Below are 22,345 nucleotides of genomic sequence, written 5' to 3'. Positions count from 1 at the left end.
GAATCAAGGTAACTCAGCAGATTAGGTGTTGTTTAATTTAGAGTGTGCTAAGCATACTCGAAGCGAGCAAAGTAGAGCAACTCAATGGGCTCATAGCTCAGGCGGTTAGAGCGCGCGCCTGATAAGCGCGAGGTCGGTGGTTCGAGTCCACTTGAGCCCACCAAACCTTAGGAATAGGGGATGGGGAGCGAGGGTGTGAGAACGACAGATCGCTTTAACAATCTGGGGGTGTAGCTCAGCTGGGAGAGCACCTGCCTTGCAAGCAGGGGGTCGACAGTTCGATTCTGTTCATCTCCACCAGGCCGAAAGGCCGCAAAAGTACATTGAAAACTGAACAAAGATAAAGATGAAAGATAAGAGCAACGATAGAGAAGACATTTAAATGGACAAAATTTAAAGGTTTTTCTGTTTTGGCAAAGGGTAATACAAATTACAACAAATGCCGGAGGTTGCCATAATAATTCTTGAAAAAATCAATGAGAACCAAGACTGGTCAAGCATGAAAGAGCGCAAGGAGAATGCCTTGGCACTGAGAGCCGAAGAAGGACGCGACAAGCTGCGATAAGCTACGGGGAGCTGCAAATGAGCATTGATCCGTAGATTTCCGAATGGGGAAACCCCCGCGGGAAAAGCCCGCGGATCGTTAACTGAATCCATAGGTTAACGAGGGGAACCGCCTGAACTGAAACATCTAAGTAGGGCGAGGAAGAGAAATCAAACGAGATTCCGCTAGTAGTGGCGAGCGAAAGCGGAAGAGGCCAAACCGGAAGTAGCAATATTTCCGGGGTTAGGACAGCAACAAGTATCAATCAGAGTAACCGAAGCGTATGGGAAGACGCGCGAAACAAAGTGAGAGCCTTGTAGGTGAAACTTGAGATTGAGCTAGCTGTATCCAGAGTACCGCGGGACACGAGGAATCGCCGTGGGAAGACGGGTGGACCACCATCCAAGCCTAAATACTACTCAGTGACCGATAGAGGAGCAGTACCGTGAGGGAAAGGTGAAAAGAACCCCGGGAGGGGAGTGAAAGAGAACCTGAAACCTTGTGCTTACAAGCACTCAAAGCACGTTAAAGTGTGATGAGGTACTTTTTGTAGAACGGTCCGGCGAGTTATTGTATCATGCGAGGTTAAGGAACTGGAGTTCCGGAGCCGAAGGGAAACCGAGTGTTAATAGCGCGACAAAGTATGCTGCAATAGACCCGAAACCGGGTGACCTATCCATGAGCAGGTTGAAGTGGAGGTAAAACTCCATGGAGGACCGAACGCACGCCTGTTGAAAAAGTCGGCGATGACTTGTGGATAGCGGAGAAATTCCAATCGAACCCGGAGATAGCTGGTTCTCCCCGAAATAGCTTTAGGGCTAGCGTTATGTTAGATTACCGGAGGTAAAGCACTGAATGGTCTAGGGGCCGCGAGGTTACCAAAGCCTATCAAACTCAGAATGCCGGATAATTGATGCATAGCAGTCAGACTACGTGAGATAAGTCTCGTGGTCAAAAGGGAAACAGCCCAGATCCACAGCTAAGGTCCCTAATTAATGCTAAGTGTAAAACGATGTGAAGTTGCACAGACAATCAGGATGTTGGCTTAGAAGCAGCCACACATTCAAAGAGTGCGTAATAGCTCACTGATCGAGTGGCTTTGCGCGGAAGATATAACGGGGCTAAGCATTAAACCGAAGCTTGGGCTTGCATGTAAATGCAGGGGTAGGGGAGCGTTCTTAACGGGGCGAAGCAAGAGCGGAAGCACTTGTGGACTGTTAAGAAGTGAGAATGCCGGAATAAGTAGCGAGAATTATGTGGGAATCATAATGGTCGAAAATCTAAGGTTTCTTGGGGAAGGTTCGTCCGCCCAAGGTAAGCCGGGAGCTAAGGCGAGGCCGAAAGGCGTAGTCGATGCACATACGGTGGAAATTCCGTAGCCGCTGACATTTAAACCAGAGGGACACTTGAGGATAGCATGACCCGGGCGATGGTCGCCCCGGGCGAAAGGGACCGAAATATAAGTAGGGAAGCATGCGATGCCTTGAGGCGAGAAAAGCTCTGGCGAATACTAAAGCGCCCGTACCGCAAACCGACACAGGTAGATGAGGAGAGAATCCTAAGACCAACGGGAGAAGGGTTGTCAAGGAACTAGGCAAATTTGGCTCGTAACTTCGGGATAAGAGTCGCCACAGCGATGTGGCCGCAGTGAAAAGGCCCAAGCGACTGTTTAACAAAAACACAGGTCTCTGCTAAATCGAAAGATGACGTATAGGGGCTGACGCCTGCCCGGTGCTGGAAGGTTAAGAGGAGAGGTTAGCGCAAGCGAAGCTTTGATCTGAAGCCCCAGTAAACGGCGGCCGTAACTATAACGGTCCTAAGGTAGCGAAATTCCTTGTCAGGTAAGTTCTGACCCGCACGAATGGCGTAACGATTTGGGCACTGTCTCGACAGCCCGCCCGGCGAAATTGTAGTACTGGTGAAGATGCCAGTTACCCGCAACTAGACGGAAAGACCCCATGGAGCTTTACTGTAGCTTGATACTGGATTCTGATATTTCATGTACAGGATAGGTGGGAGACTTGGAAACTTGGGCGCCAGCTCAGGCGGAGTCAACCTTGGGATACCACCCTTGAAATATTGGAATTCTAACCTGCACCCGTGAATCCGGGTGGGGGACACTGTCAGGTGGGCAGTTTGACTGGGGCGGTCGCCTCCAAAAGAGTAACGGAGGCGCTCAAAGGTTGGCTCAGCGCGGTCGGAAATCGCGCATAGAGTGTAAACGCAAAAGCCAGCCTAACTGCGAGACAGACATGTCGAGCAGTAACGAAAGTTGGAGTTAGTGATCCGGTGGTATGTGAGTGGAAATGCCATCGCTTAACGGATAAAAGCTACCCTGGGGATAACAGGCTGATCTCCCCCAAGAGTCCATATCGACGGGGAGGTTTGGCACCTCGATGTCGGCTCATCACATCCTGGGGCTGGATTCGGTCCCAAGGGTTCGGCTGTTCGCCGATTAAAGTGGTACGCGAGCTGGGTTCAGAACGTCGTGAGACAGTTCGGTCCCTATCTGTTGCGGGCGTAGGAGATTTGCAGAGAGCTGTCCTTAGTACGAGAGGACCGGGATGGACGCACCTCTGGTGCACCAGTTGTCACGCCAGTGGCATAGCTGGGTAGCTATGTGCGGAATTGATAAACGCTGAAGGCATCTAAGCGTGAAACAAACTCTAAGATTAGATCTCCCATCCGAAAGGAGTAAGGCCCCACGAAGACTACGTGGTTGATAGGTCAGAGATGTAAGTGCAGTAATGCATTGAGTCGACTGATACTAATAGGCCGAGGGCTTGACCTAAATTATTAGGTAACCTCGTTTCTCCCATTCTTTCTTCCCTTTGTTCAGTTTTCATTGTGCTTTTGTGCACAATAGAATAGACGCAAAGTAAGTGCTGATAACGGTGAGGGTCCACCTGTTCCCATTTCGAACACAGAAGTTAAGCTCACCAGTGCCGATGATACTTGGCTGGAGACGGCCCGGGAAAGTAGGATGGCGCTTACTCTGTGTATATTCCTCCTTAGCTCAGTCGGTAGAGCATGCGGCTGTTAACCGCAGGGTCGTCTGTTCGAGCCAGACAGGAGGAGCCAAAGAAGCCGCCGCATGGGAAAGTGCGGCGGCTGATTTATTTTCAGGCGTAAAATGGGCCTTTAGCTCAGTTGGTTAGAGCATCCGGCTCATAACCGGACGGTCCCGGGTTCGAGTCCCTGAAGGCCCACCATAAATTTGCGAAAATGTGAAAAAAGTGTTGACCGCGGGTCATAATGTTTGTTATACTGTTTAAGCGATGTTTAACTGAATAGATTTGGAGAGATGGCTGAGCTGGCCGAAGGCGCACGATTGGAAATCGTGTAGGCGTTAATAGCGTCTCGAGGGTTCGAATCCCTCTCTCTCCGCCAAATGTATCCACAACGGCATGGTTCGGGTTGATAGAAATATTAACTGAAATCATGCCGTTGTGGTTTTTTCTATGCTTTTTGATGGGATGAAAAAGGTTTTGCGGTTTTGCTTTGTTTTTCTTAAATTCTTTTGCTTTCCCAGCTTTTATTCATTATATTTATACCAAGATGAATGCTTTGTTTTGCAGCGGATAAGGCGTTAAAACAGTCGGAACGCGGAAGAATCAGGGCGTTTATTGAGTTCTAATTGTGAAAAAGAAGGCATTTGCTGAGAAAGAGTGGAAATCAAGCGAAATATCGTCACTGAAATGAAAAAAAGGGCAGAGTTGAGTTTATTATGATATGATAAATCTAAAAGGTATGAAAAAGGTATGAAAAACAAAAGTATGCTGGAGAAAAAATGCTGTGACTGATTCCCCAGGCAACGCTTCTCATGATAATAGTATATCTGTAAGCAAAAAAGTTAAGAGAATATGCAATCATCCTGCTGAAGAATATTGGCTGATATGGGGAAATGTGGCAACAGATCATAACAGAATGCGCATGCAGCGGTCGTGAGGATATATTGTTATCATCACAATCATGAAGAAAAACCTCTTGCAAAAAATGTTCCTGAAAAACTTTGGTACATTTCGTAATAGCCATATTCATAGAAAATACCTGCAACGAGGATTTTGATGAGGATAACACATTTGGGATTTTGAGAAACAGCATGCGGATTATTTTTACGGACAGATCAGAGCAGGAAATAGCAGGTATGAAGAATATGGAACTGCTACAATAAAAGCAGAAAGGAGGTTCAATTCGTGAATTGGATAGAAAGTATGCGTGAAGCAATCAAGTATATCGAAAATGGTTTGGAAGATGATCTGAAAATGGAAGACATCGCGGCGAAAGCATTGATATCGCCCTTTTATTTTCAAAAAGCTTTCAGCCTGCTTTGTGGATTCACGGTGGGAGAGTATATTCGCAACCGCAGATTGGCTGCTGCGGGGAATGATTTGCTGACAACGGACGAAAAAATCATTGATATTGCAATGAAATATAGATATGATTCTCCGGATAGTTTCACAAAAGCATTTACGCGCTTTCATGGTTCAACTCCCACAGGGGTAAGAAAGAATGGTCAAACAATTAAAGTGTTTGCACCGTTAAAGCTCAAGTTTTTGCTGGAAGGCGGTTATATTATGGATTATAAAATTATTGAGAAAGAAGCGTTTCAAGTGATTGGCGCATCGAAAACATTTAATAGCGAAACCGCATATAAAGAGATTCCTGCGTTTTGGGCGCAGCATTATCAAATGGGAAAGGGAAATGATATCTGCGGCACATATGGTGTGTGCATTGAAGAGAGCCAAAACGGTCAAGAATTCCAATATTTGATCGCGGATGATTACGATGCAGAAAAGAATTTGCCCGATGAATTTAAAATTTTTGAAATTCCTCGCCATACATGGGCGATATTTCCCTGCGTGGGTTCAATGCCGAAAGCGTTGCAGGATGTTAACACCAAAATCTTTTCGGAATGGCTGCCGAATTGCATGGAGTATCAGATTGCCGGAGGCTACAATATCGAATATTATACCGATCCCCATGATTACGAAAAAGGCACGCAAGATGAAAAATATTACAGCGAAATTTGGATCCCCATTGAGAAGAAATGAAAAGCTTTCTTTTGCTTTCAATTCAAATCAGTTGATACAAATGGTCTGCTGAGGCAAGACGCAAAAAATAAAAAAGCAACCCTTTTCCTTTTATAAGTCAGAAATTTGACGGAGCAATGTGTTTCAGAACGATGAAAAAATAGAAGGGATATTTCTTTTTTTATGTCAAAGATAAGCGTTATACCAATGTCATACGAAATGTGCCGCCAATATTATCGCGGATTCGAAAGAGATGCCGACACTTTTATGGAAATGAACCAATATAGGCCCTTTGTATATAGTGACGAATGGGCGGATGCATATTTCAAAAAGCAACTGGAGAAAAAACGGCTCTTATTCGCAATCGTTGAGGGAAATATCCCTGTGGGAGAAATTCTGCTGAAAGATATCAATTCTGAAAAAGGGGAATGCACGCTTAGCATACACCTTCAGAATGACACGGTGAAAGGAAAAGGAATCGGCACAAGAGCGGAACAGCTTATTTTGGAATATGCTTTTGCAAAGCTGCACATGAAGGTTATATTTGCAGATGCTGTTTTGAAAAACAAACGAAGCCAGCATGTGCTTGAAAAAGTGGGCTTCCAAGCCATCCGACAAGACGAAATGTTTAAATATTATGAGATGCGCAGTGAAAACCGGATGAATTTTTAGGTACAGGGTTCAATTGATTTGTTGAATCATTTACACGCTGAATACAAACAAGGCCAGTAAAATGGGCGCGGATGCATTGCCAGACGGCGACGCACTTGGCTCTGAACAGCGGGCGCAACCGCGTGACAAAGACGGAAGATTTGCAAGCACCGGCGGTTCCGGCGGCGGAAAGTCCAAACACGCAGTTGCGCGCATGGGGAAGAAGGAATCTACGCGAGTGAGTCACCAAATTGCAACAGACTTTCCAAAGCTAAAATCTGGGACGGTGCACATTTGCTATAATCGAAATCATAAGTATGTGTTCAAGGTGAACGGGTTTGGAGATTATACCTTCACAAAAAAGAAGCAGTTGAAGTGAGGCGGTAATGATGAATAAAACAGAAAAAGAAATTCGATCAAGACTTAAATATCTACTTGAGGACAAAAGTAGATATGAGGAGGAAACTAATATCCCAGAGAGCGTTGGGGAAATGTTAGACAAGCAAATAATCCCAAACTGGATTGATGACGGTATTTTGGAAGATATTCTGGAGTACATTAAAGAGAATCCGAACGCCACGATCCATGATTTGGAGAATTACGAAATATCAATTTTACCTCCTCTTGAAATCGTGGATGATGAGGACGACGAGTAACCCGTAATTACATAGCGAAAGCACGGTGCAGCAATACACCGCGCTTTTTTATACCCATTTTCAGGAGGTGAAAAGTATTGAACATTGAAATCCGAGCAGATGGCGCACACATCAGCGGCTATGTCAATGTGACAGAGAAAAAGAGCCGCCCGGTGATTACTCCGCATGGAAAGGTCATTGAGGAAATCGAGCCGAGGGCATTTCAGGGGGCGATTGATCGTGCCGGGGATATCTCTGTGACGGTTGACCACGACAGCACACACATCTACGCCAGCACAGAGGACAAGACGCTGACGCTGTATGAGGATAATATTGGCCTGCACGCTGATGTGCTGATTACGGATAAAGATATCATAGAACTCGCGAAGAATGGTAAGATCCGTGGATGGTCGTTCGGAATGCAGATGGTGTAAACTGCAAAAAAGCAACCTGAATAAAGAAAAAAATGCGCTTTCAATACAAACAGATAATGGATTTTAAAACGGGGAAAAACAGGAAATGCCCTTAAAGCAAAGGCAAGAAAGCAAAAAATATTCGTGAAAAAAGTTGCCTTTTGCAAACTGAAATGCTATTCTTCAAGAGTAGGGAAGCTGTATTTTGCCTGAAAAACACATTTTTTATAGAAAACTTTTGTCTGTTTCGAGGATGAAAGCCATTTTACTGCTGAAGCGGGGCTTCAAAAAAGAAAGCAGGTGTAACGGTGAGTTTACACGAAATCAAAAAATATCTGGCGCGGAATACCGGCGCAAGAAAAAAACTTTTTGCTGTGCGCATAGCGGCATCGGTGCTTTGCGCGGGGATTGTGTTTGGGCTTTTTCCGCTGCAAACTGCTGCCTCAAACGCGAAAGTGGTGCGGGTGGGGTATTATTCGGAAGATGATTCTTATATGCGCGGTGGAGATGATGCTGCGCCCAAATCCGGCTATGCCTATGACTATTTGCAAAAAATCGCCAGCTATACCGGCTGGCGTTATCAATATGTATACAGCGATTGGTCAGACTTGCTGAATAAGCTTGAAAACGGCCAGGTCGATCTGCTTTTTAATGTTTCCTATACAAAAGAACGCGCCCAAAAGATGCTGTTTGCCCAGGCTGCCGCGGGGAAAGAAAGCAATTATTTATACACCCGGGCAAAAAATCAGACGATCGGTTCCGCAGATTATGATGGTCTGAACGGCAAGGCAATCGGCGTATACCGCGCCGATATCGGTGAACAGTATATGCAGCTCATCGCATGGCTGAAAAAATATCATATTCAGTGTGATGTGATACAATATGACAGTTCTTCCGAACGCAATGCCGCCTTGGAAAACGGAATACTGGATGCCATCGTTGCTACAGATGCCCATACAGATAAATCGTGGCGCCCCATCGCCGCTATCGGCAGTTCCGATTATTATTTCGCCGTGACTGAAAACCGCAAAGATCTGCTGCATGATCTGGATGATGCGCAAGCGCGGATTTTGGCCGAATCGCCTTATTATAATGAAGAACTTCAGCAAAAATATTTCAGTTACAGCGTGATCCAGCAATATCTGACCGATGATGAAAAGGCGTGGATTAAACAGCATAATCAGGTGAAAGTGGGTTATGTAAACCATTACGCGCCTTATTGCGACACCGATCAGTCCACCGGCGCCATTATGGGTGTGGCATCAACTGTGATGGATCAAATCGGCAACGCTTATGGGATTCATTTCATCGCGCATGCTTACTCAACCTATTCGGCCCTGTATAAAGATTTTGAAAGCGGAAAAATAGAGGTCATGATTCCCATATCGGGTGATTACTGGCTGGCCGAACAACAGAATTATAAAGTCACCGCAGATATTGCAGATTCACCGATGTCTGTGGTTTCGGGCGATGTCGATATGACCCATTTATACGATTGCATCGCCGTAACAGAAGACGCACCGCTGCAGATGCCTTATGTAAAAACCAATTTTCCCAACGCGAAGATACTGAAATGCGCGGATATGAAAGATTGCCTGAAAGCGGTGGCAGAAGGAAAAGCAAGCTGCACGGTGATTGGGAACACTTATTTGCAGATGCAGCTCAAGAATGATTCCGAACTGCGTAAATTGAATGTATCAGAAGCAAAATATGATATGAAAGTGACATTTGCCGTTCATGAAGATGGATTGACGCTGTTATCCATTTTGAATAAAGGCATTGCTTCGGTTGGAGAAGAAGCGCTGGGAAACAGCTTTTTGAAATATTCTCTGCAATCAAACAAGGTAACTTTTATCGATATGATCAAAGATGATCGGTTGGCGGTGATGTTGCTCATAGCGGTTTTTCTCATATTTTCGTTTTCCATTGTGTTTTTAAGCATCAACCGCAAACACCTGATCGAAGCGCGGTTGGCGGCGGATAAGGCCAACACGGCCAAAGGGCAGTTCCTTTCCCGCATGAGCCATGAGATTCGCACCCCTATGAACGCCATCGTGGGCCTGACAGCCATTGCTCATCACCATGAAAAAGAGCCCGAAAAGGTGAATGATTATCTTAATAAGATCGACAGTTCTTCCAAAGTGTTGCTCAGCCTCATCAACGATGTGCTGGATATGTCTGCAATTGAAAGCGGAAAGCTGAAAATTGCCAGCATAAAATTCGATTTAAAGACCGTTCTGAATGGAATTTCAGCGGTATATTATGCACAATGCGAGCAAAAGGGCGTCGTGTTTTCGATGGCTGCCGATTTGAACTGTGAATATTTTGTGGGCGATAGCCTGCGCATCAATCAAATTTTGCTCAATCTGATTTCGAATGCTTATAAGTTCACAGAAGCGGGCGGCCATATCGATGTACTGGTGACCCAAACGGAGAATCAAGATAAGACAGCGGTTTCCTTTATGGTTTCCGATACGGGTTGCGGCATGAGCCAAGAAATGCTGGAGCGCCTGTTCAAGCCTTTCGAACAGGAAAGCGCCGACACCGCGCGGCGGCATGGCGGCAGCGGCCTGGGGCTTTCCATCACCAAAAATCTGGTGGAGATGATGCACGGAACGCTGCGCGTGGAATCGGAACAGGGCAAGGGTTCGCGGTTTATCGTGGAACTGCCCTTGCAGAAAGCGGATGCGCCCAAAGAAGCGGTGCGCGGAAAATTAAAGACCCTGCGCGCGCTGGTGGTGGATGACGAACAGTATGCCCGCGAATATACCGGTTCGATCTTAGATCGCATCGGGCTGCCCTATGATTTGGCAAACTCGGGTCAGCAGGCACTTCAGCTGATCGTGAAAGCCGAACAAAAGAAAAAGGCATACCAGATCTGCTTTTTAGATTGGAAAATGCCGGATATGGATGGGATAGAGGTAACGCGTAAGATCCGTTCCATGTGCGGCGACGAAGCACTGATCATTATTGTTTCGGCATATGATGTTTCGGAAGTGGAAGACGCGGCAAGAGAAGCGGGGGCAAATTTGTTCATTTCCAAGCCGCTGTTCCAATCAACGGTTTTTGATTTGCTGCTTTCGATTTCCGGCAGCTCAGCGGCTGTTAAAAAACAGCAGGGAACAGAGCATTATGATTTCACGGGCCATCGGGTGCTGGTGGCGGAAGATAACGAGATCAACCGCGAAGTGGCTCGCGGGTTGCTGGAATATGTCCATATGCAGGCTGATTTCGCCGGCGACGGCAAAGAAGCCATTGAGCTGTTCTCTTCTCATCCGGCGGGAACTTACGATGCTGTGTTAATGGATGTGCAGATGCCGGTGATGGATGGGCATGAGGCAGCCAAAGCCATCCGTGCGCTGGAACGGCCCGATGGCAAAACGATTCCCATTTATGCCATGACGGCCGATGCTTTTGCGGAGGATGTGGGCGCGGCGCTGGCCAGCGGCATGGATGGCCATATCGCAAAGCCTATTGAACCAAAGATCCTTTATGAAAAGCTGCAGGAAGCGATATCAAAAGCAAAATAAAACAGAGAGAAACGGCGCGGCATAGAGCAGAGAGATATTCACCGTCCCAATGCCGTGCGCCGCAGGAAGAAAGAAAAACGGGAGGGAGCAGAGTTGAAAATCGACCTTTCAAACGCCAAACTCGAAACGGAAAGATTACTTTTGCGCGGATGGGAAAAAAGCGATCTGGCGGATTTTTTTGAATATGCTTCGGTGGAAGGGGTAGGCGAACAGGCAGGATGGAAGCACCATGAATCCATGGAAGAATCAGAGAAAATTTTAAAGTTGTTTCGCGAGGGAAAAAATGTTTTCGCGATCGAGCTGAAAGAAAACCAAAAAGTCATCGGTTCACTGGGGCTGCATGATTCCTGGGCCAACGAAGATGAAAACTATCAGGCCATGGAAATAAAAGAGATCGGTTATGTGCTTTCAAAATCTTATTGGGGTAAAGGCCTGATGCCCGAAGCGGCGGCGGCCATGATCGATTTCTGTTTTGAAGAACTGCATCTTGATGCCTTGACCTGCGGCCATTTTACCGAAAATCATCAATCGCAGAGGGTCATCGAAAAATGCGGTTTTCATTTTGTGAAAGAAAGGCAATATGAAGCAAAACAATTGGGAAAATGTTTCCCCACAAAAGAATATATTTTAGTGAAAGAACAGCGCGGTTAAAAAGAAAGGAATAGAATGAATTCGATTTTTGCGCGCCGTAGCCTTTTGAATTTTTAGTGATTCGGAAGAAAGATTCTTTGGAACGGCTTTCGCACATGAGCCCCTATTCAAAACCAATTGCCCAAGCGCCGCTTGCCGTTGTGGTTCTGGGCAACACGCAGCATATGAAATTCCCCGAAAATTGGGAACAGAATCTGAGCGCCGCGTCAGAAAACATCCTTAATGAAACAAAAAATGCTATGCCGCATAAGGGCATAGCATTTTCTGTCAGATCATAAAACCACGGGAACAAAGCCGCGGGCAGCAATTTCCATAGGCGAAACGCGGCAGGAAAGAGCCAGGATTTCCACCCCCGCCGCCTTGGCTTCACGCAAAGCCCGGCCAAAGGCGGGGTGAGTTTTGTCATTGGGCTCAAAATGGTCGGCCTGTTCCATTTGGATGATGATGGCGATGCAGGCGTCATATCCGGCTTCTTTGCAGCGTATCAGCTCTTTCAAATGCTTCACGCCTCGCTCTGTCGGCGCATCAGGGAAGCGGCAGACCCCGTTTTCTTCCAAAGTGCAGCCTTTTACTTCGGCAAAAATCCGCCGTGAAGCGGTTTCCAAATAAAAATCCAGGCGTGAATCGCCGAATCGCTGTTCAGGTTTAATCAAAAGCGGCTTGCCAAAATGGCCCGAAGTTTGCGCCCATTCCCGAAAGATCGCGTTTGGCGCGGCAGAATCCATGTTGATGAGCCGCGTGCCTTTCTGAACGGTGATAAGGTCATAAAGGGTTTTGCGCGCGGGGTTTTTTGATTTTTCAAGCCAGACGGCGGCCCCGGGAACCAATAACTCGCGGCATCTGCCCGTATTTTTCACATGAACGGTGGTTTCTCGCCCATCTAATAATACCTGCGCCACAAAACGGTTGGGCCTTGATAAAAAAGTGGCGGGCAAAGCGGAAGAATATCGCATTGGCTTCACTCAGCCAGCGCGGCTTGCAGATAATCAATGGCCAGCCGATAACCTTCGAACCCCTGCCCCACAAACGATTTTTGGCAGGCCATGCCGGGATAGGAAATATGGCGGAAGCTTTCTCGCTGGTAAATATCCGAAAGATGCACTTCCACAGCGGGCAGGGCGACCGCTTTCAAGGCGTCTAAAATGGCGATGCTGGTGTGGGTGTAAGCGGCGGGATTGATAACGATGGCGTCTTTCCGGCCATAAGCGGCCTGAATGGCATCGACAATGGCGCCTTCATGGTTCGATTGGAAAAACTCCACTTCGATATGCTTTTCCCGGCAGATTTCGCGGATATATGCCAGAAGCCCTTCATAAGTCTGCGTTCCATAGATCTCTTTTTCACGAATGCCCAGCATATTGAGGTTCGGGCCGTTAATCACAAGTAATTTCATAAAAAGCCTCCAAAATCATCTGTGCCGTTTGTTCAGGCGCGGCGGTGTTTTCTGCTGTGAAATCGCTGAATGCTTCATAAAGAGGGCTGCGCTGAAGCCAAAGCCGGGCAAGCGCTTCGGCGTTTTGGGAAAGCGGACGGCCGGCGGTGGCGAGCAGCGGCAAAGGTCTTTGCAAATGAACGATCCAGCCGTTTTGCCGCAGGGGCTCCTCGTTGCGCGGGTCGCAAACCGCGCCGCCGCCGGTGGCGATCACAAGCCCTGTTTGCGCCCCATAACGGCCGATCATTTGGCGTTCCAACGCGCGGAAAGCAGCTTCGCCTTCTTCTTCAAAAATGGCGGGGATGGATTTTTGAGCTTCACGGCAGATCTCTTCATCGATATCCACAAATGGGCGGTCAAGCCTTTTGGCAAGCATCGCGCCGAGGGTGCTTTTTCCGCTGCCGGGCATTCCCACCAGAATCAGATTGCATTGACGCAGAAAAAGTTTATTCAAAACAGGTTCCAGGCGGTCTTCTTCCAGCGGGTGGCCCATGAAAAGTTCGGCGGCCCGCTTGGCCTGCGCCACAAGCATCGGCAAACCGCAGGAACTGGGAATCCCGCGGTTTTGCGCATCGCGCAGAAGCGCTGTGCGAAGCGGATTATAGACCACATCGAGAACCCCTTCCAGCAGGGGGAAGTCGTTAAGATCGCAAAGCGTTTCGCCGTTATGCGGGAACATCCCAACGGGCGTGGTGTTTACCAGCACCTGCGCATCCATATGCCGGGGCAGATCCTGATAGGTGTTTTCACCATGCCGCGAGATCACGATCACGCTTGCCGCCTGTTCCAAACGGCAGGCCGCCTGCACCGTGAGGCTGGTTCCGCCGCTGCCCAGAATCAAGATTTTTTTACCGCGCAAAGAAACACCGGCACGCCGTGCCATGGTCAAAAATCCATACAAATCGGTATTATCACCGTAAAGGCTGCCATCTTTACAGCGTATGATCGTATTGACGCTTCCGATGGATCTGGCGGTTTCGGAAAGCACCCTGCAATAAGGTATCACGGCCTTTTTATAAGGGATCGTCACATTGATGCCAAGAAAATCACGGGCGCAGAGAAAGGCTTCCAGCTGCTGCGGGGGCAGAGGGCAAAGCTGATAATCATAGCCCCCCAGCTGTTTGTGGATCCAAGGGGAAAAACTGTGGCCAAGGGATTCACCGATCAAACCATATTCCATCGCTGACGCCCCCTAAACCGATTCGCTGTAGCTGCCCAGAAAGGTGAACTGGGCCAGATCGCGCTGTAAATTCCCCAGCAGAGAAAGCGTTTCGGGGGAATAAACGGAAGCTTCAAAATCGAAATAAAACAAAAATTCGAAATCGCGCCCGGGAATCGGCCGGCTTTCAAGCTTGGTGAGGTTGAAGCCCTGCGCCGCAAAACGGGCAAGCAGCCCATAGAGCGAGGCGGGCCGGTGGGGCAGCGTCAGCATCAGGCTGATGCGGTCGGCACCGGGGTAAATTTCCATTTTTTTAGAGATGCAGATAAAACGGGTGTTGTTGGAATCGTTGTTTTGGAAATGTTCCAGAATCGGGGTCAGACCATATAGTTCGGCGCAGGCGGGGGAAGAAATCGCCGCCAGATCGGTGCGCGGGCTTTGCGAAACATAGCGTGCCGCGGCAGCGGTGTTTTCCATGGAAGTGATTTTGATATCAGGGTGGTCGCGCAAAAAATCGCTGCACTGGCTGATGGCCTGCGGATGAGAAACGATCTCGCGAATCTGCGCCAGCCCGGCCGAAGGGTCTTTCACCAGCAGAGAATGATCGATTTTCAGTTTGAGCGAGCGAACGATATGAAAATGATATTTTTGCATCAGGTCATAAACCGCCAAAACGGAACCCGCTGTGCTGTTTTCAATGGGCAGAATGCCATAATCGCACATGCCTTGTTCCACGGCCTGAAAAACGCCTTCGAACTGATTGAAATAAAGGATGGTGGGCAGCGAAAACAAACGGTCGCAGGCCTTTTGTGAATAGCTGCCTTCAATGCCCTGACAAGCCACCGCTGCGCGGGAAGGGAAAAGCGGCGGCGTTTCGCGGGCGGCTCTGCAAATAGCTTCTTCTAAAGAAGAGCCTTCTGAAAGCTTGCTGTTTTGATAGCTGCGGCTCAGGTCGAACAGGGTGTTCCACAAGATTTTTGAATAGGCTTCATAGGGTTCGCCCACCAAAGCGGCAATGCGCGCCAGAACATCGCGTTCGCGGCTGCGGTCTAAAACGGGCATATCGTTTTCTTTTTTATATTCGGCCACCTGCAGAACGGCGTTCATGCGTCGCACGAAAAGCTGCGCCATTTGGGTGTCGATTTCGTTGATCTCATTTCGAATTTGCTCCAGTTCCATGAAAAAGCTCCTTTGTTTGTGGTGGTTATGCTTATCTGTCCTGCATCAGGCTATCCAGCAGGATAAAAGAAGTCACGGCTTCCACACAGGGCACCGCGCGGGGAACGATGCAGGGGTCATGCCGCCCTTCGATCACCAGTGTTTCGGGCTGATGCGTTTTGAGGTTGACGCTTTGCTGCGGCAGGGCGATGGAAGGGGTGGGTTTGACGGCTGCGCGAAAAAGCAGGGGCATGCCCGAAGTGATGCCGCCTAAAATGCCGCCGTGATGATTGGAGATGGTTTTCAAAGCGCCGTTTTCATCGGGAAGAAACGGGTCGTTATGCCGGCTTCCGCGCATGGCGGCCGCGGCAAAGCCATCGCCGAATTCAAGGCCGCGCACGGCGGGGATGCCAAAGATCGCTTTGGCCAGCCTGTTTTCCATGCCGTCGAACATCGGCTGGCCCAGACCGCCGGGCACGCCCACTGCGGCGCATTCGATAATGCCGCCGATGGAATCGCCCTCGCTTCGAATTTGTTCGATCAGCGCCTGCATCGCCCGGCCTTTTTCACAGTCGATCACCGGAAAATCGGCTTGCCCGGGCTGAAGCAGGGCATCTTTTTTCAGCAGAACGGGGTCGAAGGCCGCATCGGCGATCCCGCCGATGGAAGCGATGTGGGCCCCGCAGAAAATTTGTTGCCGCGCCAGAATTTGGGCGCAGACCGCGCCCGCAAAACACAGAGGGGCGGTCAATCTGCCCGAAAACGCCCCGCCTCCGCGGATATCATGGTTTTCGCCCCATTTCAGATAAGCGGTGTAATCGGCGTGAGAAGGGCGGGGCAGCACCCGCAGCGCCTCATAATCTTTTGAGCGCGCGTCATGGTTTTCGATCATGGCGCAAAGCGGCGCGCCGCAGGTTTTTCCATCCACAAGGCCCGAAAGAACGATGGGCAGATCATTCTCTTTGCGGGTGGTGGAAGTCGCGGTGCGGCCCGGCGCGCGGCGGGTCATAAAGGCAGAAACCTCTTCTAAATCGATGGTTTCGCCTGCGGGCAGGCCATCGATCACCACGCCGATAGCGCGGGAATGAGATTGGCCGAAAATAGAAAGCCTGAGTTTATCGCCCAGCATCGATGACATAAGAATGCCCTCCCAATCGTTCATAATCTTCAAAAAAAGCGGGGTAAGATTTTTGTACGGCTTCGGCGCCATCGATTTGAACCGCACCGGAACAGCGCAGCGCCGCAATGGCGGCGGCCATGACCATGCGGTGGTCGTGATATCCGCTGACTTTGCCGCCCACAAGCGGGCAGCCTTTTATCAATAGCGAATCTTGGCTCTCGATCACCCGGCCGCCAAGGGCCTGTAACTGGCCCGAAATGGCGGAAAGGCGGTCGCTTTCTTTCAGCCGAAGCCGGCCCGCGTTATAAATTTCGGTTTGTCCTTCGGCGGCGCAGGCAACCACCGACAGAACGGGCACCAGATCGGGGATTTGAGAAGCGTCAATGGCGATGCCTTTCAGCGGCGCAGGGCAAACCGTGGTTTCTGCGGCGGTCTGTGTGACCTCGGCGCCGAAGCGGCGCAAAAGAGAAACGATTTGCCGATCACCCTGCAAAGAGTTTTGAGAAAGGTTCGTCACCGTGATCTTTTTGCCCAGCGCACCGGCGCAAAGCCAAAAGGCGGCGTTGGACCAGTCGCCCTCGGCGGTGACTTCCCGCGGCGAGCGGTAACGCTGCCCGCCGGGGATCTGCCAGCCGTTTTCAAGGTCGCGGATGCAGATGCCGAAGCGCCGCAGACAGGCAAGCGTCATTTCAATATAGGGGCGTGATTGCGGCGCGGTGGTGAGCAAAATGCGGCTTTCTTCCGGCAGAAGCGGCAGGGCGAAAAGCAGGCCCGAAATATATTGAGAACTGACATCGCCCGGCAAAAGAAAATCGCCGCCGCGCAGGCCGCCGTGGGTTTCAAGGGGCAGAGCGCTGCCCGAGATCTGCGCGTCGCAGGCAATCAGGCGGGAAAGCAGCGGTTCCAGAGGCCGCGATGGCAAACGCCCATGGCCGATGAAACGAATGTCGCGCCGCAGAGCCGCGGCAAGGGGAAGCAGAAAACGCAGGGTGGAACCGCTTTCGCTGCAATCCAGCAGGCAGGGGCCGTTCACATCGGCCAGAGGATAGATCTGAAACAGATCGGCTTCAAGCTTTTCTGCCCGGGCGCCCAGGGCAATCAGGCATCTGAGCGTTGCCTCGATATCTTCCGATCGGGAAGAAAGGCGCAGCCGCGTGGGGGCATCCGCCAGCGCGGCGCAGATCAGCAGGCGGTGGGCATCGGATTTTGAAACGATGGCGGGGATCGACCCGCCCAGCAAAGAAGGCTCGATTTGGCGGATCATGGCGTTCCCTCCGTTTTGCAGGCCGCGGCAAAAAGCGCGGGCAGATCGCCAAGGGGCACGGCGCGGCGTTCGCAGATGCCGATGGCGCGAGGCAAAATCAGGTGAAGCGTTTCGCCCAGCCGCTTTTTATCGCGGATCGCGTAAGGGATCAGCTCTTCAGGCGGATAAGGGCAAACGGCGGGCAGATGGTTTTGGGCCAACGCCGCGCCCAGAAGGGGGCAGATGTTTTGACCGCTGATCCCAAGGCTCATGGCGGCTTTTGCGGCCATCATCATGCCGATGGCGACCCCTTGCCCGTGGGAAAGGGTAAAGCCGCTGCGCGCTTCGATGGCGTGGCCGAAAGTGTGGCCCAGGTTCAAGAGCTGCCGCGGGCCGTGATCCTGCTCGTCGCTTTCCACCAAAGCCGCTTTGATGGAAACGCAGCGTTCGATGATCTCTTCGGGGTGTTCGCGCCATCCGCCTTTGGCCAGCGTTTTAAAAAGGTCGGGGTCGGCGATCATTCCATATTTTAGGGCCTCGGCTGCGCCATCCGCAAAAACGGCTTCGGGAAGCGTTGTGAGCAGCTGTGAATCGCAAAGCACCATTTTCGGCTGATAAAAAGTGCCGGCCAGATTTTTGCCTTCGGGCAGATCGATGGCCGTTTTGCCGCCCACAGAAGAATCCACGGCGGCCAGAAGGGTGGTGGGCAGCTGGATGAAAGAAATGCCCCGCAGATAAACAGAGGCCGCAAACCCCGCCAGATCGCCGCAGACACCGCCGCCCAAGGCCACGATCAAATCATCGCGGCCCATTTGCCGATCTGCAAGAAAAGAGAGCAGCCGGCCGAAAACCGCCAGCGATTTAGAACCTTCGCCGGGCTGAAAGGAAAACAAAGAGGTGTGGAACCCGGCCTCTTCCAGCCGGTCGCGAACCTGCCCGCCATAAAGCGCCGAAACCGTGTCGTCTGTGACGATCGCAGCCCTGCAGGGCGCAAGATGTTTTGTCAAAAGGGGGCCGAGATCTCCGATCAGCCCGCGGCCGATATACACAGGATAGGTCTGAGAGGCGGTAACAGTCACCGTTTTCATGGGGTTTCTCCTTTCGCGGGCGAACACATCGCGTCGGTTTTTTCTTTTCGAAGGCGCGAATTGTGAAGAAGTGAAAACATGGCCTGCTGATCCTGCTTTTGCAAACAGGCAGCAAAATCACCCAAACGGCGGGCCATGCCGTCGATCTCTTCCGCCAGGTAATCGGCGTTTTCGAAAAACAATTCTGTCCACATGGTTTCATTGAGCCGCGCCACACGGGTCATATCGCGAAAACTGCCTGCCGAAAAACCCGAAAATTCCATGGCGGTGGGGCTGCCGATATAAGCGCATGAGATCACATGGGCCAGCTGTGAAGTCAGGGCGATCACCCGGTCGTGTTGTTCGGGCGTTGAAAAGCAGACCCGGTCAAAGTCCAGTGAAAGAAAAAATGTTTCCAAAGCTTCTAAAAGCGGCTGCGGGGTGCCGGGCGTCGGGGTGAGGATCATGGAAGCGCCCAAAAACAGATCGGCGCGGCTATGGGCATATCCGCTGTGTTCCATGCCTGCCATGGGGTGGCCGCCCACATAATAAAGGCCGTTTTCGGCCGCGATCTCTGCCAGAGGGCCAGATACCGCCCGCTTTACCCCGCAAAGATCCACCACCACGCCGCCGCGCGGCAGCATTTTTGCGGCGGCTCTCATCGTTTCAACGGCCGCCTGCGGGTAAAGCCCCAGCAGCAAAAGGCGGCAGGAAGCCAGAGCGGCAGAATCTAAAACACCGTCGATGCTGCCATCTGCCGCGGCGCTCTGCATCACGGTTTCTGAAAGATCGGAAGCATAGATGCGGCAATTTTTTGAAAGACGAATGGCTTTCACCATCGAACCGCCGATGAGCCCCAGACCGATCACCCCCACAGGGGAAAACAGATCAGCGCTCGGCATAAGGTCTTACCGCCACCACTTTTTTCATCATGGCGTCAAACGCCGCGGGGGTCAGCGACTGGGGGCCGTCGCAAAGGGCGTGGGAAGGGTCGTTGTGCACTTCGATCATCAGACCGTCGGCGCCTGCCACCGTGGCGGCCAGCGCCATGGGCTGCACCAGTTTTGAAGAGCCGGTGGCGTGGCTGGGATCGACCACCACGGGCAGATGGGTCAGGCGGTGAAGAACGGGAACGGCGGAAAGATCCAGCGTGTTGCGCGTGGAAGGCTCAAAGGTGCGGATGCCGCGTTCGCAGAGAATGACATTGCCGTTGCCGCCGGCCATGATATATTCCGCGCTCATCAGCAGTTCCTGCAGGGTGTTTGCGAGGCCGCGCTTTAAAAGGATCGGCTTTTCAAGGCGCCCCAGATGCTTAAGCAGTTCGAAATTCTGCATGTTGCGCGCGCCCACCTGAATGATATCCACCTCTTCGAAAAGCGGAAGATGCGCGGCATCCATGATCTCGCTGACGATGGGCAGGCCGGTTTCTTCTTTGGCTTTCAGCAAAAGCCGGATGCCGTCGTCATGCAGCCCCTGAAAGGCATAAGGCGAGGTGCGGGGTTTGAAAGCGCCACCGCGCAGGATCTGGGCGCCCGAAGCTTTCACCGCTTTGGCAACGGCGCAGATCTGCTCTTCGGTCTCCACCGAGCAAGGCCCCGCCATCACCGCGAAATGGCCGCCGCCGATCTTTGCTTCGCCCACAGAGATCACCGTGTCTTCGGGGTGAAATTTTCGGTTGGCGTTTTTATAAGGCTCTTGAATGCGCTTGACATCTTCCACAATATCCATCGCGCGGATAACATCCATATCCACTTTGGAAGTGTCGCCCACAAGGCCGATCAGCGTTTGAGAAGTGCCTATCGAAACATTGGGCTGAACGCCCAATTCTTTCAGCCAATCCAGCAAACGGTTCATCTGCAAGGGATCGGGATCTTTTTTCAGCAAAACGATCATCGAAAAATCCTCCGTATTGTTATTCAGGGGTCAAAAAAATAAAAAAGGTTCCGCGGCGAATTTCGCTGCGGAACCAGAACGCTTTCCTGCCAGAAAATTTATGCACAAGCGCAGTTTCGTTTTACAGCAAAATTCAAATAAGCCTTACCAAAAAAGTTGGTAAAGCTAAAATAAAAATAATATGCAGCTGTAAAGAGCAACTGTTTCATTCTTGATAACTCCCATGTTCGGTTTCTTTTAACAGACTACCACAGATTTTCTGAGAAGTAAAGGGGAAGACCGAAAAAAACGAAAAAGCGCGATCAATGCAGAATGCGGCTTACCGAGCGCAGCAGTGTTTTATAATTGAGGAACAGCACGATCAAAAAGATTACGATCTGCCATAAAATCCAAAGCGGCGGTTCGGTGACCATCAGCACGCCCTGGGCAAAAACCAGCAGAAACGCCGGCAGGAATTTTTCAAGATGCCAATCGACGGGGATGAAACGGCGCGTGTGGATGGAACGGATAAAGAAGATCAGAAAATAGCTGGTGCAGGTGGCGATGGCCGCGCCCAAAGCGTGATAAGGCGGGATGAGAATAAAATTCAGAATCACATTGGAAGCGGCGCCGATGGCCGTGGTGATCAAAGTATAGACGCTTTGTTTTTCCACCATGTAAATGCTGGCCAAAAAAGTTCCCAGGCAGGAACACATGATGCCCAGAACCAGCGGGGGGATGCATTCCCAGGCGGAATAATAAGAGGGGGAAGCCAGCAGCGTGGTGGAAAGCTTGGCCGTCATGATGAGACCGGAAGCGCCGATCAGCGCGATGCATTGATAGGTGGCAAAAACATTCGAAAAAAAGTGCTGCTGTTTTTCTTTGTCTTCCGATACGATGGAGATCTGCCAGGCATCGCCGAAAATGCTGGCCACGATGCTCAGCAAAGTGGGGATCTTGTTGGAAACGGCGTAAATGCCCGTTGCGGAAACGCTGACAAAATAGCGCAGCATATAACGATCGGAAAGGCTGATGATCCACACGCAAAGCATGGTGGGGATCAGCGGGATGGAATAGCGCAGCATGGTGGAAGTGGTTTCGCGGTTGAGCGAAGAAAAAGAAATATAACGGCGCAGTCTTGCCACACCGAACAGAAAAATCACCGAAATAAAATCGGAGATGATCGTCGCCAGAACATAACCCGTGACGCCCAGACGGAACACCATCAAAAACAGAACATTCAGGCCGATGGTCAAAACCGTGCGCAAAACGCCGTCTACGGCAAAAAGACGGGTGTATTTTTTCGCTTGAACAAATTGAGCGCAGACCGTGTGAAAAGAGCTTGTCAGCACATAGATCAAAATGAGAAAGGTATATTGGGAAAACCCGATATAGCGCAGCAGCGGGCTGAAAAGGCAAAGCAGAACAAAACCGGCGAGAACCGTCACGATGCCGGTGGTAAAAACCGCTTTCTTGTTGGAATCGCGGTCAAGCCCGAAACGGATGACCGAATTTGCAATGCCGATGGTGGCAAGCGGAATCAAAAGATTGCAGGTCTGAATGATCAGATCGACTGTTCCGTAATCTGATGTGGAAAGCATGCGCGTATAGAACGGCATCATCAGGAAAACAAGAACTTTCGAGCTGAAGGAACCGATGGCCAGCACCATGGTGGTGGAAAGCAGTTTTTTATAAGAATTCATGGGCATTGCTCCTTTGAAAACGCCGCGGGCAAAGGCGCGGTTTTCGCCGCCGCCCGCATCAAAATTTGAGTCGCGCTCTTATTATAACAAATCCGAATGAATTTTACAGATGTTTCTGAAAAAAGGTGTCAAAT

General features: G+C 50.4%; 18 protein-coding genes, 5 tRNA genes and 2 rRNA genes. 15 read left to right on the top strand and 10 right to left on the bottom strand.

What is annotated here, in order from left to right; genetic code table 11:
- Positions 1 to 86: 86 nt before the first annotated feature.
- From ACJA3I_RS09035 to ACJA3I_RS08965, 15 genes are all read left to right on the top strand, one after another.
- Positions 87 to 163: transfer RNA gene (locus tag ACJA3I_RS09035), tRNA-Ile, on the top strand.
- Between the two features lie 61 nt (positions 164 to 224).
- A tRNA-Ala gene (locus ACJA3I_RS09030) sits at positions 225 to 300 on the top strand.
- 191 nt (positions 301 to 491) lie between these two features.
- A 23S ribosomal RNA gene (locus tag ACJA3I_RS09025) occupies positions 492 to 3,335 on the top strand.
- 87 nt (positions 3,336 to 3,422) lie between these two features.
- Positions 3,423 to 3,539, top strand: a 5S ribosomal RNA gene (gene rrf, locus ACJA3I_RS09020).
- A gap of 10 nt (positions 3,540 to 3,549) precedes the next feature.
- Positions 3,550 to 3,625: transfer RNA gene (locus ACJA3I_RS09015), tRNA-Asn, on the top strand.
- Positions 3,626 to 3,679: 54 nt separating this feature from the next.
- Positions 3,680 to 3,756, top strand: a tRNA-Ile gene (locus tag ACJA3I_RS09010).
- Between the two features lie 86 nt (positions 3,757 to 3,842).
- Positions 3,843 to 3,934: transfer RNA gene (locus ACJA3I_RS09005), tRNA-Ser, on the top strand.
- Positions 3,935 to 4,740: 806 nt separating this feature from the next.
- Entirely contained in the window at positions 4,741 to 5,598 is an 858-nt protein-coding gene (locus tag ACJA3I_RS09000; RefSeq protein WP_458862274.1) for an AraC family transcriptional regulator, read from the top strand.
- A 186-nt stretch (positions 5,599 to 5,784) separates the two neighbouring features.
- Positions 5,785 to 6,249, top strand: coding sequence for a GNAT family N-acetyltransferase (locus ACJA3I_RS08995; RefSeq protein ID WP_458862273.1), 465 nt, complete (start codon positions 5,785 to 5,787; stop codon positions 6,247 to 6,249).
- Between the two features lie 61 nt (positions 6,250 to 6,310).
- On the top strand, positions 6,311 to 6,607 hold the full coding sequence (locus ACJA3I_RS08990; protein ID WP_458862272.1) for a hypothetical protein: 297 nt from the start codon (positions 6,311 to 6,313) through the stop codon (positions 6,605 to 6,607).
- A gap of 7 nt (positions 6,608 to 6,614) precedes the next feature.
- Complete coding sequence (locus ACJA3I_RS08985) at positions 6,615 to 6,884, top strand: hypothetical protein (RefSeq protein ID WP_458862271.1); 270 nt, start codon at positions 6,615 to 6,617, stop codon at positions 6,882 to 6,884.
- A 77-nt stretch (positions 6,885 to 6,961) separates the two neighbouring features.
- On the top strand, positions 6,962 to 7,297 hold the full coding sequence (locus ACJA3I_RS08980; protein ID WP_458862270.1) for an HK97 family phage prohead protease: 336 nt from the start codon (positions 6,962 to 6,964) through the stop codon (positions 7,295 to 7,297).
- Positions 7,298 to 7,584: 287 nt separating this feature from the next.
- Complete coding sequence (locus ACJA3I_RS08975) at positions 7,585 to 10,806, top strand: response regulator (RefSeq protein WP_458862269.1); 3,222 nt, start codon at positions 7,585 to 7,587, stop codon at positions 10,804 to 10,806.
- A 93-nt stretch (positions 10,807 to 10,899) separates the two neighbouring features.
- Positions 10,900 to 11,457 carry a GNAT family N-acetyltransferase gene (locus ACJA3I_RS08970; RefSeq protein WP_458862268.1) on the top strand — a complete coding sequence of 186 codons (558 nt, stop codon included), beginning with the start codon at positions 10,900 to 10,902 and terminating at the stop codon, positions 11,455 to 11,457.
- 77 nt (positions 11,458 to 11,534) lie between these two features.
- A complete protein-coding gene (locus ACJA3I_RS08965) occupies positions 11,535 to 11,735 on the top strand; it encodes a hypothetical protein (protein WP_458862267.1) in 201 nt (66 codons plus the stop codon).
- Here ACJA3I_RS08965 and sfsA read toward each other — a convergent pair.
- From sfsA to ACJA3I_RS08915, 10 genes are all read right to left on the bottom strand, one after another.
- Positions 11,730 to 12,410, bottom strand: coding sequence for a DNA/RNA nuclease SfsA (sfsA, locus tag ACJA3I_RS08960; protein WP_458862266.1), 681 nt, complete (start codon positions 12,408 to 12,410; stop codon positions 11,730 to 11,732). The two genes, ACJA3I_RS08965 and sfsA, sit on opposite strands and share 6 nt — an antisense overlap.
- A 5-nt stretch (positions 12,411 to 12,415) precedes the next feature.
- Positions 12,416 to 12,850, bottom strand: a complete 435-nt coding sequence (gene aroQ / locus ACJA3I_RS08955) for a type II 3-dehydroquinate dehydratase (RefSeq protein WP_458862265.1) — start codon at positions 12,848 to 12,850, stop codon at positions 12,416 to 12,418.
- On the bottom strand, positions 12,831 to 14,069 hold the full coding sequence (locus ACJA3I_RS08950; RefSeq protein ID WP_458862264.1) for a shikimate kinase: 1,239 nt from the start codon (positions 14,067 to 14,069) through the stop codon (positions 12,831 to 12,833). The genes aroQ and ACJA3I_RS08950 overlap by 20 nt, the downstream gene beginning before the upstream one ends.
- Before the next feature lie 12 nt (positions 14,070 to 14,081).
- The gene (locus tag ACJA3I_RS08945) at positions 14,082 to 15,227 is read right to left on the bottom strand and encodes a bifunctional chorismate mutase/prephenate dehydratase (RefSeq protein ID WP_458862263.1); all 1,146 of its coding nucleotides are present in this window, start codon (positions 15,225 to 15,227) and stop codon (positions 14,082 to 14,084) included.
- Positions 15,228 to 15,258: 31 nt separating this feature from the next.
- Positions 15,259 to 16,344, bottom strand: a complete 1,086-nt coding sequence (gene aroC, locus ACJA3I_RS08940; RefSeq protein WP_458862262.1) for a chorismate synthase — start codon at positions 16,342 to 16,344, stop codon at positions 15,259 to 15,261.
- A complete protein-coding gene (gene aroA / locus ACJA3I_RS08935; RefSeq protein ID WP_458862261.1) occupies positions 16,322 to 17,590 on the bottom strand; it encodes a 3-phosphoshikimate 1-carboxyvinyltransferase in 1,269 nt (422 codons plus the stop codon). Before aroA ends, aroC begins: the two co-directional genes overlap by 23 nt.
- Positions 17,587 to 18,657, bottom strand: coding sequence for a 3-dehydroquinate synthase (gene aroB / locus ACJA3I_RS08930; protein ID WP_458862260.1), 1,071 nt, complete (start codon positions 18,655 to 18,657; stop codon positions 17,587 to 17,589). The genes aroA and aroB overlap by 4 nt, the downstream gene beginning before the upstream one ends.
- Positions 18,654 to 19,538 (bottom strand): prephenate dehydrogenase, encoded by an 885-nt coding sequence (locus ACJA3I_RS08925; protein ID WP_458862259.1) that lies wholly within the window; start codon positions 19,536 to 19,538, stop codon positions 18,654 to 18,656. Before ACJA3I_RS08925 ends, aroB begins: the two co-directional genes overlap by 4 nt.
- Positions 19,525 to 20,529, bottom strand: coding sequence for a 3-deoxy-7-phosphoheptulonate synthase (gene aroF / locus ACJA3I_RS08920; RefSeq protein WP_458862258.1), 1,005 nt, complete (start codon positions 20,527 to 20,529; stop codon positions 19,525 to 19,527). The genes ACJA3I_RS08925 and aroF overlap by 14 nt, the downstream gene beginning before the upstream one ends.
- A gap of 302 nt (positions 20,530 to 20,831) precedes the next feature.
- Positions 20,832 to 22,211 (bottom strand): oligosaccharide flippase family protein, encoded by a 1,380-nt coding sequence (locus tag ACJA3I_RS08915; protein ID WP_458862257.1) that lies wholly within the window; start codon positions 22,209 to 22,211, stop codon positions 20,832 to 20,834.
- Positions 22,212 to 22,345: the final 134 nt, after the last annotated feature.

The organism is Acidaminobacterium chupaoyuni (assembly GCF_047936785.1).
GTDB lineage: Bacteria > Bacillota > Clostridia > Oscillospirales > Butyricicoccaceae > Acidaminobacterium > Acidaminobacterium chupaoyuni.
The sequence above is the reverse complement of the archived record's forward strand: the minus strand, read 5'-3'. Positions and strand labels throughout refer to the sequence as shown.

What these genes read in the sequence shown, in the direction of transcription:
- ACJA3I_RS08915 (WP_458862257.1), bottom strand. Translation starts at nt 22,211, where the DNA reads ATGAATTCTTATAAAAAACTGCTTTCCACCACCATGGTGCTGGCCATC.
- aroQ (WP_458862265.1), bottom strand. Translation starts at nt 12,850, where the DNA reads ATGAAATTACTTGTGATTAACGGCCCGAACCTCAATATGCTGGGCATT.
- ACJA3I_RS08985 (WP_458862271.1), top strand. Translation starts at nt 6,615, where the DNA reads ATGATGAATAAAACAGAAAAAGAAATTCGATCAAGACTTAAATATCTA.
- sfsA (WP_458862266.1), bottom strand. Translation starts at nt 12,410, where the DNA reads ATGCGATATTCTTCCGCTTTGCCCGCCACTTTTTTATCAAGGCCCAAC.
- aroB (WP_458862260.1), bottom strand. Translation starts at nt 18,657, where the DNA reads ATGAAAACGGTGACTGTTACCGCCTCTCAGACCTATCCTGTGTATATC.
- ACJA3I_RS08945 (WP_458862263.1), bottom strand. Translation starts at nt 15,227, where the DNA reads ATGGAACTGGAGCAAATTCGAAATGAGATCAACGAAATCGACACCCAA.
- aroA (WP_458862261.1), bottom strand. Translation starts at nt 17,590, where the DNA reads ATGATCCGCCAAATCGAGCCTTCTTTGCTGGGCGGGTCGATCCCCGCC.
- aroF (WP_458862258.1), bottom strand. Translation starts at nt 20,529, where the DNA reads ATGATCGTTTTGCTGAAAAAAGATCCCGATCCCTTGCAGATGAACCGT.
- ACJA3I_RS08950 (WP_458862264.1), bottom strand. Translation starts at nt 14,069, where the DNA reads ATGGAATATGGTTTGATCGGTGAATCCCTTGGCCACAGTTTTTCCCCT.
- ACJA3I_RS08990 (WP_458862272.1), top strand. Translation starts at nt 6,311, where the DNA reads ATGGGCGCGGATGCATTGCCAGACGGCGACGCACTTGGCTCTGAACAG.
- aroC (WP_458862262.1), bottom strand. Translation starts at nt 16,344, where the DNA reads ATGTCATCGATGCTGGGCGATAAACTCAGGCTTTCTATTTTCGGCCAA.
- ACJA3I_RS08995 (WP_458862273.1), top strand. Translation starts at nt 5,785, where the DNA reads ATGTCATACGAAATGTGCCGCCAATATTATCGCGGATTCGAAAGAGAT.
- ACJA3I_RS08925 (WP_458862259.1), bottom strand. Translation starts at nt 19,538, where the DNA reads ATGCCGAGCGCTGATCTGTTTTCCCCTGTGGGGGTGATCGGTCTGGGG.